Source organism: Caballeronia cordobensis, assembly GCF_001544575.2.
Lineage (GTDB): Bacteria > Pseudomonadota > Gammaproteobacteria > Burkholderiales > Burkholderiaceae > Caballeronia > Caballeronia cordobensis.
Window position 1 is genome coordinate 64,763 of sequence record NZ_FCNY02000025.1, and the last position, 17,181, is coordinate 81,943.

Annotated in this window: 12 protein-coding genes and 1 riboswitch; of the genes, 10 read left to right on the forward strand and 2 right to left on the reverse strand. The window is 63.7% G+C overall.

Annotated elements, in window-relative coordinates; all coding sequences use genetic code 11:
* The first annotated feature begins 18 nt into the window (after window positions 1–18).
* The 3 genes from AWB70_RS32655 to AWB70_RS32665 all read left to right on the forward strand — a co-directional run bounded on the left by AWB70_RS32655 (window position 19) and on the right by AWB70_RS32665 (window position 7,297).
* Window positions 19–726, forward strand: coding sequence for a transposase (locus AWB70_RS32655; RefSeq protein WP_014192440.1), 708 nt, complete (start codon window positions 19–21; stop codon window positions 724–726).
* A gap of 322 nt (window positions 727–1,048) precedes the next feature.
* Complete coding sequence (locus AWB70_RS32660; protein WP_014192439.1) at window positions 1,049–5,752, forward strand: glutamate synthase-related protein; 4,704 nt, start codon at window positions 1,049–1,051, stop codon at window positions 5,750–5,752.
* 78 nt (window positions 5,753–5,830) lie between these two features.
* The gene (locus AWB70_RS32665; protein WP_053568868.1) at window positions 5,831–7,297 is read left to right on the forward strand and encodes a glutamate synthase subunit beta; all 1,467 of its coding nucleotides are present in this window, start codon (window positions 5,831–5,833) and stop codon (window positions 7,295–7,297) included.
* 67 nt (window positions 7,298–7,364) lie between these two features.
* Here AWB70_RS32665 and AWB70_RS32670 read toward each other — a convergent pair whose 3' ends face one another.
* Window positions 7,365–9,098 (reverse strand): ABC transporter ATP-binding protein/permease, encoded by a 1,734-nt coding sequence (locus tag AWB70_RS32670; RefSeq protein WP_053568867.1) that lies wholly within the window; start codon window positions 9,096–9,098, stop codon window positions 7,365–7,367.
* 198 nt (window positions 9,099–9,296) lie between these two features.
* Window positions 9,297–11,039, reverse strand: a complete 1,743-nt coding sequence (locus AWB70_RS32675) for an ABC transporter ATP-binding protein/permease (protein WP_045452227.1) — start codon at window positions 11,037–11,039, stop codon at window positions 9,297–9,299.
* A 229-nt stretch (window positions 11,040–11,268) separates the two neighbouring features.
* A riboswitch (TPP riboswitch) is annotated at window positions 11,269–11,393 on the forward strand.
* 179 nt (window positions 11,394–11,572) lie between these two features.
* Here AWB70_RS32675 and AWB70_RS32680 point away from each other — a divergent pair.
* From AWB70_RS32680 to mlaD, 7 genes are all read left to right on the forward strand, one after another.
* Window positions 11,573–12,715 carry an FAD-dependent oxidoreductase gene (locus AWB70_RS32680; RefSeq protein WP_053568866.1) on the forward strand — a complete coding sequence of 381 codons (1,143 nt, stop codon included), beginning with the start codon at window positions 11,573–11,575 and terminating at the stop codon, window positions 12,713–12,715.
* 16 nt (window positions 12,716–12,731) lie between these two features.
* The gene (gene thiS / locus AWB70_RS32685) at window positions 12,732–12,929 is read left to right on the forward strand and encodes a sulfur carrier protein ThiS (RefSeq protein ID WP_014192433.1); all 198 of its coding nucleotides are present in this window, start codon (window positions 12,732–12,734) and stop codon (window positions 12,927–12,929) included.
* Window positions 12,930–12,952: 23 nt separating this feature from the next.
* Complete coding sequence (locus AWB70_RS32690; RefSeq protein WP_041730708.1) at window positions 12,953–13,759, forward strand: thiazole synthase; 807 nt, start codon at window positions 12,953–12,955, stop codon at window positions 13,757–13,759.
* Window positions 13,756–14,841: a thiamine phosphate synthase gene (gene thiE, locus AWB70_RS32695; protein WP_063786687.1), complete on the forward strand. Its 1,086-nt coding sequence runs from the start codon at window positions 13,756–13,758 to the stop codon at window positions 14,839–14,841. Before AWB70_RS32690 ends, thiE begins: the two co-directional genes overlap by 4 nt.
* Before the next feature lie 97 nt (window positions 14,842–14,938).
* Entirely contained in the window at window positions 14,939–15,754 is an 816-nt protein-coding gene (locus AWB70_RS32700) for an ABC transporter ATP-binding protein (protein ID WP_053568865.1), read from the forward strand.
* Window positions 15,751–16,518 (forward strand): lipid asymmetry maintenance ABC transporter permease subunit MlaE, encoded by a 768-nt coding sequence (gene mlaE, locus AWB70_RS32705; RefSeq protein ID WP_014192429.1) that lies wholly within the window; start codon window positions 15,751–15,753, stop codon window positions 16,516–16,518. The genes AWB70_RS32700 and mlaE overlap by 4 nt, the downstream gene beginning before the upstream one ends.
* A 94-nt stretch (window positions 16,519–16,612) precedes the next feature.
* Window positions 16,613–17,179: an outer membrane lipid asymmetry maintenance protein MlaD gene (mlaD, locus tag AWB70_RS32710; protein WP_014192428.1), complete on the forward strand. Its 567-nt coding sequence runs from the start codon at window positions 16,613–16,615 to the stop codon at window positions 17,177–17,179.
* The last annotated feature ends 2 nt before the right edge of the window (window positions 17,180–17,181 follow it).

Consider the following 17,181-nt stretch of genomic DNA (forward strand, 5'->3'; position numbering starts at 1 on the left):
ACCAACGGAAAATCCAGAATGGCACGGCTTGCACGACTCTACGTTCCCGAACAGCCGCAGCATGTCATCCTGCGTGGTCTCGACCAGCAACCCGCCTTCGTCGACGACCAGGACTACGAGCTCTTCATCGACTGCTTGAGGACTGCTTCACGTGATCACCACCTCTCCATCCACGCCTATGCGCTGATGCCGCAAGCGGTGCATCTGCTCGTCACGCCACGCGACGAAGCCAGCCTGCCCAAAGCGATGCAGGCGGTCGGGCGTCGCTACGTCGCGCACTTCAATCGCCGATACATGCGGCGCGGCACGCTCTGGGAAGGGCGTTACCGTGCCACGGTCATCGAAGGCGAGCGTTACTTTCTGCTTGCCACGCGCGTCGTCGAAATGGCGCCGGTGCGCGCGCAACTCGTCGCGGCGCCGCAGGACTACAAGTGGTCCAGCTTCCGTCATCATGTCGGGCTCGCGCTCGACGGCCTCATCACCGACCATCCTCTTTTCTGGTCGCTCGGGAACACGCCGTTCGAACGCCAGCATGCCTACAAGGAGTTGTGCGAACAGCCGCTCGACGAGCGCGAGGCCAACCGTCTCCTGCAAGCAACGCTCAAAGGCTGGGTGCTCGGCAGCGACGCCTATCGCGAATGGGCGTCGCATGCGGCCAATCGCCGGGTGTCGCCGCTGCCGCGCGGCCGCCCGCGCAAGATTCGCGAAACCCCGCAGCCCCAATAAAGGCCTGGGCGGCAAGGCTGAATCAACAAACGAAACGGCGTCTCGGATTTTGACCGAGCGCCGTTTCTTTTTTACGAAGATTGATACGTCCCCGTTTAATTGGCTCCACTTTGCACCATAACGATAATTAGCACCATATCATCAAGTTTTATTTCCATCTTTTTGATTCGTCGCGTATATTTCGATTTCCGGCAATTGCCGCGGTGCAGCGTGCCGCGCACGACCGTGCTTCGTGACACATCAAGTTGAAAGAATCCGTCGCGGGCAACAAGAAAATGGTTCAACGGCCGAGTTGGCCCCTCACAGTAGAGACGGTGTCCCCATGAACGATCATCAGCAGCCGGTAGCCGGTTCGCTTCCCGCCGCGCAGGGCATGTACGACCCTGCGAACGAACACGACGCGTGCGGCGTCGGCTTCGTCGCCCATATCAAGGGGAAAAAGAGCCACGAGATCATTCAGCAGGGTCTCAAGATTCTGGAGAATCTCGACCACCGCGGCGCGGTCGGCGCCGATCCGCTGATGGGCGACGGCGCCGGCATCCTGATTCAGGTGCCGGACGGCTTCTATCGCGAGGAAATGGCCAAGCAGGGCGTGACGTTGCCGCCGGCTGGCGAATACGGCGTCGGCATGATCTTCCTGCCGAAGGAACACGCGTCGCGTCTCGCGTGCGAGCAGGAGCTGGAGCGCACGGTGAAGGCCGAAGGCCAGGTCGTGCTCGGCTGGCGCGATGTGCCCGTCGATTCGAACATGCCCATTTCGCCGACCGTGAAGGCGAGCGAGCCGCTGATCCGCCAGATTTTCATCGGGCGCGGCAAGGACATCGTCGTGACGGACGCGCTGGAGCGCAAGCTGTACATCATCCGCAAGACGGCGAGCCACCGCATTCAGGCGCTCAAGCTCAAGCACGGCAAGGAATACTTCGTGCCGTCGATGTCCTCGCGCACGGTCGTCTACAAGGGTCTGCTGCTCGCGGGTCAGGTCGGCGTGTATTACCGCGATCTGCAGGACGAGCGCGTCGTCTCCGCGCTCGCGCTCGTGCACCAGCGCTTCTCGACCAACACGTTCCCGGCGTGGGAGCTCGCGCACCCGTACCGCATGATCGCGCACAACGGTGAAATCAACACCGTGAAGGGCAACGTCAACTGGCTGAACGCGCGCACCGGCGCGATCGCCTCCTACGTGCTCGGCGACGATCTGCCGAAGCTCTGGCCGCTGATCTACCCGGGCCAGTCGGACACGGCGTCGTTCGACAACTGTCTCGAACTCCTCGTGATGGCCGGCTACCCGCTCGTCCACGCGATGATGATGATGATCCCGGAAGCGTGGGAACAGCACACGCTGATGGACGACAACCGCCGCGCGTTCTACGAATACCACGCCGCGATGATGGAGCCGTGGGACGGCCCCGCCGCGATCGCGTTCACGGACGGCCGCCAGATCGGCGCGACGCTCGACCGTAACGGCCTGCGTCCGGCGCGCTATCTCGTCACCGACGACGATCTCGTGATCCTCGCATCGGAATCCGGCGTGCTGCCGATTCCCGAATCGAAGATCGTGCAGAAGTGGCGTCTGCAGCCCGGCAAGATGTTCCTGATCGACATGGAGCAGGGCCGCATCATCCAGGACAAGGAACTGAAGGACAACCTGTCCAACGCCAAGCCGTACAAGAGCTGGATCGAAGCCGTGCGCATCAAGCTCGACGAGATCGAGCCGAAGGCGGAAGACGTCGAAACGCAGCGTCGCGAAGCCGCCGCGCTGCTCGACCGTCAGCAGGCGTTCGGCTATACGCAGGAAGACCTCAAGTTCCTGATGGCGCCGATGGCGCAGTCGGGCGAAGAGGCCGTCGGCTCGATGGGCAACGACTCGCCGCTCGCGGTCATGTCCAACAAGAACAAGACGCTTTACAACTACTTCAAGCAGTTGTTCGCGCAAGTGACGAACCCGCCGATCGATCCGATCCGCGAGAATCTCGTCATGTCGCTCGTCTCGTTCATCGGCCCGAAGCCGAACCTGCTCGACACGACCAACATCAACCCGACGATGCGCCTCGAAGTGTCGCAGCCCGTGCTCGACTTCAAGGACATCGCGAAGATCCGCGCGATCGATCAGTACACGGGCGGCAAGTTCAGCTCCTATGAACTGAACATCGTGTATCCGGCTTCGTGGGGCAAGGAAGGCATCGAGGCGCGCATCGCGTCGCTGTGCGCGGAAGCCGTCGATGCGGTCAAGTCGGGCTACAACATCCTGATCGTGTCGGACCGCAAGGCGGACCGCGACAATGTCGCGATTCCGGCGCTGCTCGCCACGTCCGCGATTCACTCGCATCTCGTGCAGCACGGCCTGCGCACGAGCACGGGTCTCGTCGTGGAAACGGGCTCGGCGCGCGAGACGCATCACTTCGCGCTGCTCGCGGGTTACGGCGCGGAAGCCGTTCACCCGTACCTCGCGCTCGAAACGCTCGCCAACATGGCCGAAGGCCTGAAGGGCGATCTCTCGGCTGACAAGGTCATCTACAACTTCACGAAGGCAGTCGGCAAGGGCCTGCTGAAAGTGATGTCGAAGATGGGCATTTCGACGTACATGTCCTACACCGGCGCGCAGATTTTCGAAGCGGTCGGCCTGTCGTCGGAACTCGTGGAGAAGTATTTCAAGGGCACGGCGTCGAAGGTCGGCGGCATCGGCATCTTCGAAGTGGCGGAAGAAGCGATTCGCCTGCATCGCGATGCGTTCGGCGACAACCCGGTCCTCGCGAACATGCTCGACGCGGGCGGCGAATACGCGTACCGCGTGCGCGGCGAAGAACACATGTGGACGCCGGATGCGATCGCCAAGCTGCAACACTCGGCGCGCAGCAATTCGTATCAGACGTACAAGGAATACGCGCACATCATCAACGACCAGACGAAGCGTCACATGACGTTCCGCGGTCTGTTCGAGTTCAAGGTCGCGCCGACCAAGGCGATTCCGCTCGACGAAGTGGAATCGGCGAAGGAAATCGTCAAGCGCTTTGCGACCGGCGCAATGTCGCTCGGCTCGATTTCGACCGAAGCGCACGCCACGCTGGCTGTCGCGATGAACCGCATCGGCGGCAAGTCGAACACGGGCGAAGGCGGCGAGGACGAAACGCGTTACCGCAACGAACTGCGCGGCATTCCGATCAAGAACGGCGACACGCTGCAATCGATCATCGGCAAGGAAGTCGTCACCGACATTCCGCTGAAAGAAGGCGATTCGCTGCGCTCGAAGATCAAGCAGGTCGCGTCCGGCCGCTTCGGCGTGACGGCGGAGTATCTATCGTCGGCGGATCAGATCCAGATCAAGATGGCGCAGGGCGCGAAGCCGGGCGAAGGCGGTCAGTTGCCGGGCCACAAGGTGTCGGATTACATCGGCAAGCTGCGTTACTCGGTGCCGGGCGTCGGCCTCATTTCGCCGCCGCCGCACCACGACATCTATTCGATCGAAGATCTGGCGCAGCTCATTCACGATCTGAAGAACGTGAATTCGTCGTCGAGCATTTCGGTGAAGCTGGTGTCGGAAGTGGGTGTCGGCACGGTGGCCGCCGGTGTTGCGAAGGCGAAGGCGGATCACGTCGTGATCGCGGGTCATGACGGCGGCACGGGCGCGTCGCCCCTGTCGTCGCTCAAGCACGCGGGCACGCCGTGGGAACTGGGTCTGGCCGAAACGCAGCAGACGCTCGTGCTCAACCGCCTGCGCGGCCGTATCCGCGTGCAGGCCGACGGTCAGATGAAGACCGGCCGCGATGTCGTGATCGGCGCGCTGCTCGGCGCGGACGAGTTCGGTTTCGCGACCGCGCCGCTCGTCGTCGAAGGCTGCATCATGATGCGCAAGTGCCATCTGAACACGTGCCCGGTCGGCGTCGCGACGCAAGATCCGGTGCTGCGCGCGAAGTTCTCCGGCCAGCCGGAACACGTCGTCAACTTCTTCTTCTTCGTTGCGGAAGAAGTGCGCGAAATCATGGCGCAGTTCGGCATCCGCAAGTTCGACGATCTGATCGGCCGCGTCGATCTGCTCGACATGAAGAAGGGCATCGAGCACTGGAAGGCGAAGGGTCTCGACTTCTCGCGCATCTTCTATCAGGTGCCGGTGGCCGAAGACGTCGCGCGCAAGCATGTGGATGTGCAGGATCACGGTCTCGATAAGGCGCTCGATCACGTGCTGATCGAGAAGTCGAAGGCGGCGATCGAGAAGGGCGAGCACGTGTCGTTCATTCAGCCGGTGCGCAACGTGAACCGCACGGTCGGCGCGATGCTGTCCGGCCTGATCGCGAAGAAGCACGGCCACGACGGTCTGCCCGACGACTCGATCCACATCCAGTTGAAGGGCACGGCGGGTCAGAGCTTCGGCGCGTTCCTGGCGAAGGGCGTGACGCTCGATCTCGTCGGCGACGGCAACGACTACGTTGGCAAGGGCCTCTCGGGCGGGCGCATCATCATTCGCCCGACCAACGACTTCCGCGGCAAGTCCGAGGAAAACATCATCTGCGGCAACACGGTGATGTACGGCGCGATCGAAGGCGAATCGTATTTCCGCGGCGTTGCGGGCGAGCGCTTCTGCGTGCGTAACTCGGGCGCGACGGCGGTCGTCGAAGGCACGGGCGATCACGGCTGCGAATACATGACGGGCGGCACGGTGGTCGTGCTCGGCGAGACGGGCCGCAACTTCGCGGCCGGTATGTCGGGCGGTATCGCGTTCGTGTACGACCCGGACGGCGCGTTCGCGGGCAAGTGCAACAAGTCGATGGTCGCGCTCGATCCGGTTCTGCAACAGGCGGAACAGGAACGCACGGTGGACCGCGCGCTGTGGCACGCCGGCAAGACGGACGAAGCGCTGTTGAAGGGCCTCGTCGAGCGTCACTTCCAGTTCACCGGCTCGCCGCGCGCGAAGTCGCTGCTCGAAAACTGGGATTCGGCGCGCCGTCAGTTCGTCAAGGTGTTCCCGACCGAGTACAAGCGCGCGCTCACGGAGATGGGCGCGAAGAAGTCCAAGGACGCCATCGCGGCTTAAAGCCGGATTTAAAGATAGAAGGCCTTCCCGATGCGAGCGCATTGGGAAGCGAGTCCCTCACTGTACATAGAGAAAGAAATGGGCAAGGCAACCGGTTTTCTCGAGTTCGAACGCCGCCACGAGGCGTACGAAGCACCGCTGACCCGCGTCAAGCATTACAAGGAATTCGTCGCCGCGCTGACCGATGAAGACGCGAAGGTTCAAGGCGCGCGCTGCATGGACTGCGGCATTCCGTTCTGCAACAACGGCTGCCCGGTCAACAACATCATTCCGGACTTCAACGATCTCGTGTTCCAGCAGGACTGGAAGAGCGCGATCAACGTGCTGCACTCGACCAACAACTTCCCCGAGTTCACGGGCCGCATCTGCCCGGCGCCGTGCGAAGCGGCGTGCACGCTCGGCATCAACGACGATCCGGTGGGCATCAAGTCGATCGAGCACGCGATCATCGACAAGGCGTTCGCGGAAGGCTGGGTCGTACCGCAGCCGCCGAAGCACAAGACGGGCAAGAAAGTGGCCGTCGTCGGTTCGGGGCCGGCTGGCCTGGCCGCCGCGCAGCAACTCGGGCGTGCGGGCCATGAAGTCGTCGTGTTCGAGAAGAACGATCGCATCGGCGGTTTGCTGCGCTACGGCATTCCCGATTTCAAGCTGGAAAAGTGGCTGATCGATCGCCGCATGCGCCAGATGGAAGCGGAAGGCGTGTCGTTCCGCACCAACGTGTTCATCGGCCGCGATGCGCTGCCGGAACACATCGCCAACACGGCGAAGGAAACCATCACGCCGGACGAACTGAAGGAACAGTTCGACGCGGTCGTGATCGCGGGCGGTTCGGAAACGCCGCGCGATTTGCCGGTGCCGGGGCGCGAGCTCGAAGGCATCTATTACGCGATGGAATTCCTGCCGCAGCAGAACAAGGTCAACGCGGGCGACAAGCTCACGGATCAACTGCTGGCGAAGGGCAAGCATGTTGTCGTGATTGGTGGCGGCGATACGGGTTCGGATTGCGTCGGCACGTCGAACCGGCATGGCGCGAAGGGTGTGACGCAGTTCGAGCTGCTCTCGCAGCCGCCCGAGGAAGAGAACAAGCCGCTCGTGTGGCCGTACTGGCCGATCAAGCTGCGCACGTCGTCGTCGCACGAGGAAGGTTGCGAGCGCGACTGGTCGGTCGCGACGAAGCGCTTCGAAGGCAAGAACGGCAAGGTCGAGAAGCTGATCGCGGTGCGCGTCGAATGGAAGGGCGGCAAGATGGTCGAAGTGCCGAACTCCGAATTCGAAATGAAGGCCGATCTCGTGCTGCTCGCGATGGGCTTCACGCAGCCGGTGTCGCCGGTGCTGGACGCGTTCGGCGTCGAGAAGGATGCGCGCGGCAACGTGCGCGCCGCGACCGAAGGCGACAAGGCGTATTACACGTCGGTGGACAAGGTGTTCACGGCGGGCGATATGCGCCGCGGGCAATCGCTCGTGGTGTGGGCGATTCGCGAAGGGCGGCAGTGCGCTCGGTCGGTGGATGCGTATTTGATGGGGTCTAGCGAGTTGCCGCGGTAAGAGGCGGCGGCGCGAAGAAAAGGGCGGATGACTGCGAGGTCGTCCGCCCTTTTTGTTTGCGTGAGGCTCAGGCTTTCACCATCTCGCTTTCCACCCCAATCTCCAGCCGCCGATCATGAAACCGCGCGACCGCTTCCCGATGCGCGACGCTCACGATCGCCGCATTGGGCAGCCGTTCGACGATCGTCGTATAGATGTGCTGCTCGTTCGCGGGGTCGAGCGCGCTGGTCGATTCGTCGAGGAACAGGAAATCCGGCTTATGCAGCAGCACGCGCGCAGCCGCGAGCCTTTGCTGCTCGCCCGGCGACAGGCAGCGCGCCCAATGCGCGTTTTCTCCCAGCCGATCCACATACGCGTCGAGATGACACAGCCGCAGCACGTCGCGCGCTTCGTTGTCGCTGAACGCGCCTTCGGCCGACGGGTAGCACAACGCCGCGCGCAAAGTGCCGATCGGCAGATAGCTTGTCTGCGGGACGAACATCATCTTCGCGTCGGCGGGAATATCGACGGTGCCGCCGCCGAAGGGCCACAAGCCTGCCAGCGCGCGCATCAGCGTGCTCTTGCCCGAGCCCGACGGTCCCGTGATCAGCCAGCGCGAGCCCGGTTCGACCGACCCATCCGGAACGTGCGAAAGCAGCGCGCCGGTCGGACGCGCGAGCGTCACGCCGTGTGTCGAGAGCGCGAGCGCCTTCGTCTGATTCAAGGTGATGCCGCCGCGCTGCATCGAATGACGGTGCGCCGCGCTCATCACACTCTGGAAGTCTCGCAGACGATTGATCGTCGCGCGCCATTCGATCAGCGCGCCATAACTGTTGATGAACCAGGAGAACGAATCGCTGGCCGTGCCGAATGCGCCCGTGATCTTCATCAGCATGCCGAACGTGAATGCACCCGCGAAGTAGTGCGGCGTCGCCACGACGAACGGAAAGACGACCGCGACCTGCGCGTAGAAACTCGTCGAGAAGGTGAGGCGCTTGGTGAACTTCATGATGAGCCACCAGTTATCGCGAATGCTCTGGAAGGTCTGCCGTGCGTGTTCCGTCTCCGCTGCGCCGCCCTTGTAGAACGCAATCTGCTCGGCGTTCTCGCGCACGCGAATCAGCCCGAAGCGAAAGTCCGCCTCGACCTTCTGCTGCCGGTAATTGAGGCCCACGAGCGGACGTCCGACCCGCTGGATCAGAAGCGAGCCCGCCAGCGCGTAAATCGCCGCCGCCCACACGAGATAACCCGGAACGACGAGCGGTTTGCCGAACACGGTGATCGTCAGCGCGCCCGCCAGCGTCCAGAGAATCGTGACAAAAGAAATCAGCGTGACGAGCGTCGAGAGCAGATCGAGCGAGAGCGAAAGCGTCGAATCCGTGAACGATTGAAGATCGTCGCTGATGCGCTGGTCCGGGTTGTCGAACAGTTGGTCGCGCTCGATCCGGTAGAACGCGCGGTCCCCGAACCATTGCTCCAGATACCGGTTCGTGAGCCATTGCCGCCAGCGGAACTGCAGCATTTGCCGCAAATACCGTCCGTAGACGCCGAGCACGATGCTACAAAAAGCCAGCGCGGAAAAGCTCAGGAGCAGATGCGGAAAGTCGTGGACGTTCTTGTTCTGCAACGCATCGTAGAACCTGCCGTTCCAGTCGTTCAGCCAGACGTTGAGATAAACGATCGTCAGATTGATGACGATGATCGTGACGAGCAGCGCCCACGCGACATGCTTCTCTTCGGACACCCAATAGGGCTTGATGAGTTGCCACGCGGAGAGCCTGACGTGCTCTCTTTCATTGCTTCCGGGTTCGATACGGTTCATGAATTCTTCGGATGGTGCGTCGCGCGCGGGTGCCCGGCGCTCGGGAAACGCGCATCATCTTCGAATTCAGCGAGCTTGCTTGCAGATAATCGGCAAAATTGTCGGCAAATCTGACAAGTTCCTTTGCAGCTTGCAAAAAGAAAGCGGGCCACGCATGGCCCGCTCCTGATTTCTGCCTATGCCGCCAGCGCGGACACTTCAAGCCTCCGCCATCGCCCGCTCGATCTCGATCTTGTAGTCATGGAACATCGCCACGGACTCGCGATGCGCCACGCTCAGGATCGCCGCCTTCGGCAGCCGCTCGACGAGCGTGTTGTAGATGTGCAGCTCGTTCTCGGCATCGAGCGCGCTGGTCGCTTCATCGAGGAACACAAAATCCGGCTTGTGCAGCAGCACGCGCGCGGCGGCGAGCCTCTGCTGCTCGCCCGGCGAAAGACTGCGCGCCCAATGCGCGTTTTCTTCCAGCCGGTCCGCATACCCTTCGAGATTGCACAGACGCAGCACTTCGCGCGATTCGTCGTCGCTGAACGTGCCGCCCGGCGACGGATATGACAGCGCCGCGCGCAGCGTGCCGATCGGCAGATAGCTCATTTGCGGGATGAACATCATCTTCGCGTCGACGGGCGCGTCGATCGATCCGTCGCCGAACGGCCACAGGCCCGCGAGCGCGCGCATCAGCGTGCTCTTGCCCGATCCCGACGGCCCGACCACCAGCCAGCGCGATCCCGGCTCGATCGATACGTTCGCCACGCGCGAGAGCGGCGTGCCGTTCGGCAGCGCGAGCATCAGTCCGTTGGTCGTGAGGGAAGGCGTGCTCGTGTAATGCAGATTGATGCCGCCGTGTTCCGTCGCCGGCGACGTTTCCTCGCGGATATGCGTGGAGCGCATCACGCGCTTGAATTCGCGCAGACGATTCACCGTGGCGCGCCATTCGACCAGTGTCGAATAACTATTGATGAACCAGGAGAACGAATCGCTGACCGTGCCGAATGCCGATGAAATCTGCATCAGCACGCCAAAGGAGAACGCGCCCGCGAAATAGCGCGGCGCCGCGACCATGATCGGAAAGATGATCGCGATCTGTCCGTAGAAGCTCAGCACGAAGGTCATGCGCTTCGTGTACTTCATGATCATCCACCAGTTGTCGCGGATGCGCTGGAAGATGGTCTTCGCGTTGGCGGTTTCGGTCGAGATGCCGTCGTAGAACGCGATCTGCTCGGCGTTCTCGCGCACGCGGATCAGGCCGAAGCGGAAATCCGCCTCCACCTTCTGCTGCTGATAATTGATCGACACGAGCGGATGGCCGACCTTCTGGATGATGAGCGAGCCGAGAATCGCATAGAGCGCGGCGGCCCAGACCATATAGCCCGGAATCGTAATTGGCGTGCCGCCGAGCGAAAACGTCAGCGCGCCCGCGATGGTCCAGAGAATCGTGATGAAGGTGACGAGCGTGACGAGCGTCGAAAGCAGGTCGAGAGACAGCGAGAGGGTCGTCGTGGCGAAGGATTGCAGGTCGTCGGAAATACGCTGGTCGGGGTTGTCGGCGAGGCGGTCGCGCTCGATCCGGTAGAACGCCTTGTCGCCGAGCCATTGCTCCAGAAACCGGTTGGTGAGCCACTGCCGCCAGCGGAACGCGAGCATCTGGCGCAAATATCGGCCGTACACCGCGAGCAGGATGTACGCGAACGCGAGGCCGGTGAAGATCAGCAGCAGGTGCGGGAAGTCCTTGACGTTCTTGTTTTGCAGCGCGTTGTAGAAGTCGGCGTTCCAGCTGTTGAGCCGCACGTTGATCCACACGACCGTCATGTTGATGGCGATGATCGCGACGAGCAGTCCCCACGCGACGCCTCGCTCCTCCGAAATCCAATAGGGCTTGATGAGGCTCCATGCGGAGACTTCGTCGGCCTTCTGCTGCGTGTTTTCGATTTGAGTGTTGGTCATGAGCTTCCTGCTGATGCGCATCGAGGCGCCCGATTTTTACGTTCGCGGCCGAATGGGACAGCCCAATCCGGCTCGGCAAATTGTTCCGGGATTCTCTTAACGCCCGCTTAATTTCACGCGATGGTTCGGCGAACCGTGTTCGCGGCATTGTGCCAGAGTGCCGCGCGGCACGATAAAAGGCGGGCAATCCCGGTTTGCAGCGGGTTCGGCTTTCATGTTTTAATGATCCTCGACGAAACAGGGGTGCTTCGCGTGCATCGGCGGCCAACATGGCGGTCAGCGCGGCGAGGCTGAGAGAGACCCTTTGCACCCGATCCGGGTAATACCGGCGAGGGAAGTTTCCGGAAATCGCGCGCCGTTTGCGCCATTTCTTCCGTCTCTTTCAGTCCTCCCTTTGCGCCCGGCGCGTGCCGATTCACGCCGAGCCGCTTTCTCCGCTGATTTCGTCCTTGTTATGTGGCGCCATGTCCGCACGGTCGAGATCGCGAACGCCGTCTCCTCGTGCCGCACCGGCGCACTAAGGAGACATCGAATTGAACAGGATCGAACAGGGCGCCGCCGCGCGCCGGCCGGAATTCGCCGTCGTGGGCGGCGGGCTCGTCGGGCGGCTCGTCGCCTGGCAGCTCGCGGGGGCGGGGCATGACGTCGCGCTCTACGAACGCGGCGACGCGGCTGGCACGCAGTCGGCGGCGTGGGTCGCCGCGGCGATGCTCGCGCCGCTCGCGGAGGCGGCGAGCGCGGAGCCGCTCGTGGTCGGGCTCGGGGCGGCGTCGCTGGAACGCTGGCCGAAGCTCATCGCGCAATTGCCCGAGCCGGTGTTCTTTCAGCGCAACGGCACGCTCGTCGTCTGGCACGGCGCCGATCGCGCCGAGGCGCCGCTCTTCGAGCGCCGGCTGCGCGCCAATTCGCCGCCCGCTCTGCTCGATGGCGGTTTCATCAAGCTCGCGGGCGCGCAGCTCACGCAAGCCGAACCCGCGCTCGGAACGCGCTTCCCGCAGGGCTGGATGTTGCCGAATGAGGGACAGCTCGACAATCGTCAGGCGCTCGCCGCGCTCGCGTCCGGACTTGCCGCGCGCGGCGTGCGCACGCACTGGAATACGGCCGTCGATGCCATGCCGGACGCGCGCTGGATCATCGATTGCCGGGGGCTCGGCGGCAAGCCCGCGTGGCCCGCGCTGCGCGGCATTCGCGGTGAAGTCGCGCGCGTGCACGCGCCGGGCATCGGGTTGTCGCGGCCCGTGCGGCTGCTTCATCCGCGCTATCCGCTCTATATCGCGCCCAAGGAGAACGATCTGTATGTGATCGGCGCGACGGAGGTGGAAGGCGAAGACATGTCGCCGGTAACGGTGCGTTCCGCGCTCGAACTGCTGAGCGCGGCGTTCGCCGTGCATCCGGGTTTCGGCGAGGCGCGCATTCTCGAACTGAATGCGCACTGCCGGCCGACCTTGCCCGATCATCGCCCGGCCATCGTCTGGGACGGGGCGCGGACCTTGCGCGTGAACGGCCTGTACCGGCACGGTTTCATGATCGCGCCGGAAGTCGCGGATAGCGCGTGCCACCTGGCGCAGGCGCTTATTTCCGGCGAGGTTGCCGACCACGACGCCTTCACGGCATTTCGAGACGCCGCGCGCTGGCCCGAACTGCTTCACGACGAAACGGCCGTCGCCGCGCTCTAGCACTCAGGAAAGCACCATGAACATCCATATCAATCAGCGCGTTTTCGATTTGCCCGACGCGACCACCGTTACCGAGGCGCTCGCCGCGTTCGGCGCGAAGCCGCCGTTCGCCGTCGCGTTGAACGGCCAGTTCGTCGCGCGCGGCGAGCATGCCACGAAAACGCTCGCGTCCGGCGACAAGCTCGATGTCGTGTCGCCCGTCGCGGGCGGCTGAATCACGAACCGAAGGATCGAACCATGACCATTCCAACCGCCGACCTGCTCACGCTTTACGGCGAAGCGTTTCCGAGCCGCGTGCTGCTCGGCACGTCGCGTTATCCGTCGCTGCAATCGCTGTCCGACTCCATCGACGCCGCGCGGCCAGGCATGGTGACGGTCGCGCTGCGCCGACAGTCGGAAACGGGCGAAGCCGGCTTCTTCGACGTGCTCAAGCGCCACGGCGTCGCGCTCTTGCCGAATACGGCGGGTTGCCAGAGCGTCGATGAAGTGTTGACCACCGCCCACATGGCGCGCGAAGTGTTCGAGACGCCGTGGATCAAGCTCGAACTGATCGGCGACGACTACACGCTGCAGCCCGACCCCATCGGGCTCGTCGAAGCGGCGGGCAAGCTGATCCGCGACGGCTTCAAAGTGCTGCCGTACTGCACGGAAGATCTGGTGATCGGCCGGCGTCTGCTCGATGCCGGTTGCGAGGCGCTGATGCCGTGGGGCGCGCCGATCGGCACCGGCAAAGGCGTGACGAATCCGTACGGCTTGCGCACGCTGCGCGAGCGGCTGCCGGACGTGCCGCTGATCGTCGATGCGGGTCTCGGCGTGCCGTCGCACGCGTGTCAGGTGATGGAATGGGGCTTCGACGGCGTGCTGCTCAACACGGCTGTATCGCAGGCGACGTTTCCGCCGCAGATGGCGCGCGCCTTCGCGCTCGGCGTCGAAGCGGGGCGCATGGCGTTCCTCGCCGGACCGATGGCCGAGCGCGACTCCGCGCAGGCGAGCACGCCGGTCGTCGGCATGCCGTTCTGGCATCAGGACGGAGGCGCGGCATGAGCATGCTGAATCGCGAAGTGTTCTGGCCGCCCGCCGATGAACTGACCGAAGTCGCCGAACGGATTCGCGCGCGTCTGGGCGCGTGGCCCGCGGCCGAAACGCGCTGGCGCGTTTGCCTCACCGCGCCGGAAGCGCCGTCAGCGGCCGATCTGATCGTTTTCACCGAAGCGCATGACGCCGATACGGCGCGTCTCGCAAAAAGCGGCGCGGCAGTGCTGGAAGCGCACGGCGGGCGCGTGACGCTGCGCCGCGGCGGCGAGGTTTTCGCGCTGGAGGGCGAATGGTCCGATGATTGGCTGGCTGCGCTCGCCGCGTTCCTCGACTGCAACTTCGAGCCGCACGACGCGCTCACGCTGGCGCTCGCCTGGCGCGCGGGCGATGAGAACAAGGCCGACGCGTGGCCCGTCGATTTCGTGACGTTCCCGCGCGTGGCCGATCTGCCCGCGGCGCCCGAAGGCGGTTTCCCCGCGTGCCCGGACCGGCTCGGGCTGTATCCGGTGCTGCCGAGCGCCGAATGGGTCGAACGCGTGCTCGATCTCGGCGTGCGCACCGCGCAATTGCGCCGCAAGAGCGCCGATGCCGCCGATCTGCAACGCGAAATCGCACGGTCGGTCGAAGCGGGGCGGCGACATGACGCGCAGTTGTTTATCAACGATCACTGGCGCGAGGCGATCGCCGCGGGCGCATACGGCGTGCATCTCGGTCAGGAAGACGTGCAGACGGCCGATCTGGCCGCGATCGCGAAGGCCGGTCTGCGCCTCGGCCTGTCGACGCACGGCTACTACGAAATGCTGCGCGCGCTGCATTTCAGGCCGAGCTATCTCGCGCTCGGCGCCGTCTATCCGACCACGACGAAAGTCATGCCGACCAAGCCGCAAGGCCTTGAGCGGCTCGCCCGTTATGTGCAGTTGCTGTCGGGCCGCGTGCCGCTCGTCGCGATCGGAGGAATCGACGCCAAAGTCATGCCCGACGTGCTCGCGACGGGTGTCGGCAGCGCGGCGGTCGTGCGCGCGGTGACCGAAGCGCCGGACACGGCCTCGGCGGTTTCCTCGTTGCGACAGATGTTTGCATGTCAACGGTGAAAATTCCGAAATGTAAGGGAGCGCAGGCTTAGGCAAAGCACCGATTGCGCGCAGGCCCTATAATTCGCGGTCTTGCGTCAACGGAATCTCTTACCCAGTGCCTGCTTCCTCCGAGACTCTGCTGGAGCTACGCGACGTCGATTTCGGCTACGGCGACCGGCTCGTTCTGTCGAACCTGAACATGCGTTTCACGCGTGGGCAGGTCGTCGCGGTCATGGGCGGCTCCGGCTGCGGCAAAACCACGACCTTGCGCCTCGTCGGCGGCCTCGTGAAAGCGAGTCGCGGTCAGGTGCTGTTCGGCGGAAAGGACGTCGGCGCGCAAACGCGCGAAGGCCTGTACGCCCTGCGCCGCAAGATGGGCATGCTGTTCCAGTTCGGCGCGCTCTTCACGGACCAGACCGTGTTCGAGAACGTGGCTTTTCCGCTGCGCGAACATACGGACCTGCCGGAAGCGCTGATCCGCGATCTCGTACTGATGAAGCTCAACGCCGTCGGTCTGCGCGGTGCGCGCGATCTCGCGCCGTCGGAAATTTCGGGCGGCATGGCGCGCCGTGTGGCGCTCGCACGCGCCATCGCGCTCGATCCCGAACTCATGATGTACGACGAGCCGTTTGCCGGCCTCGATCCCATTTCGCTCGGCATCACGGCGCAGCTCATCCGCACGATCAACGACGCGCTCGGCGCCACCTCCATTCTCGTCACGCACGACGTGCCCGAATCGTTCGCGATCGCGGACTACGTGTACTTCATCGCGAATGGCGGCATTCACGCCGAAGGCACGCCCGCGCAACTGCGCGCATCGGAAGACCCGACCGTGCGGCAGTTCATCGACGGCACACCGGACGGCCCCTTCAAGTTTCATTACGCGAGCACGCCGCTCGCCGCGGATTTCGGCATCGGAGGGCAGGCATGATCAGCGCGCTCGGACGCTGGGTGCTCGACGGTTTCGGCACCGCAGGCTACGCGACGCGCATGTTCCTGCGCCTCGTGTTCGAATTTTTTTCGCTGTTGCGCCGCCCGCGCCTCGTCACGAAACAGATCCATTTCGTCGGCAACTATTCGCTCGTCATCATCGCGGTGTCGGGCCTGTTCGTCGGGTTCGTGCTTGGGCTTCAGGGCTATTACACGCTGAGCCGCTACGGTTCCGAACAGGCGCTCGGCCTGCTCGTCGCGCTCTCGCTCGTGCGCGAACTCGGCCCGGTGGTCACGGCGCTGCTCTTCGCGGGTCGCGCGGGCACTTCGCTGACGGCGGAAATCGGCCTCATGAAAGCGGGCGAGCAGCTCACGGCAATGGAAATGATGGCGGTCGATCCGCTGAAAGTCGTCGTCGCGCCGCGCATGTGGGCGGGCATCGTCGCCATGCCGGTGCTCGCCGCCATCTTCAGCGCGGTCGGCATCGTCGGCGGCTATGTCGTCGGCGTGATCCTGATCGGCGTCGATCCGGGCGCGTTCTGGTCGCAGATGCAAGGCGGCGTGGACGTGTGGCGCGATGTCGGCAACGGCGTCATCAAGAGTATCGTGTTCGGCTTCGCGGTGACGTTCATCGCGTTGTTCCAGGGCTACGAGGCGAGGCCGACGCCGGAAGGCGTGTCGCGCGCGACGACCAAAACCGTCGTCTACGCGTCGCTCGCCGTGCTCGGGCTCGATTTCCTGCTGACCGCACTGATGTTCAGCTAATGGACCGCGCGTCAAGCGCCAGGTAACGGCGCGGCGTGGTGAGCGGCACAGACCGCCACGCGCCATCTGCGCAAAGATTCTCTTTGGGAAGACGATGAAAAAGACTGCTCTCGACTTTTGGGTCGGCCTCTTCGTGGTGCTTGGTTTCGTGGCGCTGCTGTTTCTTGCGCTGAAGGCGGGCAATATGAGCTCGCTGTCGTTCCAGAAAACCTACGCGGTGAAACTCAAGTTCGACAACATCGGCGGGTTGAAGGCGCGCGCGCCCGTGAAGAGCGCGGGCGTGACGGTGGGCCGCGTCGGCGGCATCGGCTTCGATTCGAATACGTATCAGGCCGTCGTGACGATCGATATCGATCAGGAATATCAGTTTCCGAAAGATTCTTCCGCGAAGATCCTGACCTCGGGTCTGCTTGGCGAGCAATACATCGGTCTCGAGCCGGGTGGCGACGATCAGATGCTCAAGAACGGCGACACCATCACGATGACGCAATCGGCCGTGGTGCTCGAAAACCTGATTGGCCAGTTCCTCTACAACAAGGCGGCGGATTCGGGCGCGTCGAAGTCGTCGTCGGCGCCGGCAACGCCCGCCGCACCGGCGCCCGCGTTTCCGGGCGCGGCGAGCGCGATGGGCGCTGCGGGCGCTTCGGGCGCGGCTCAATAAGG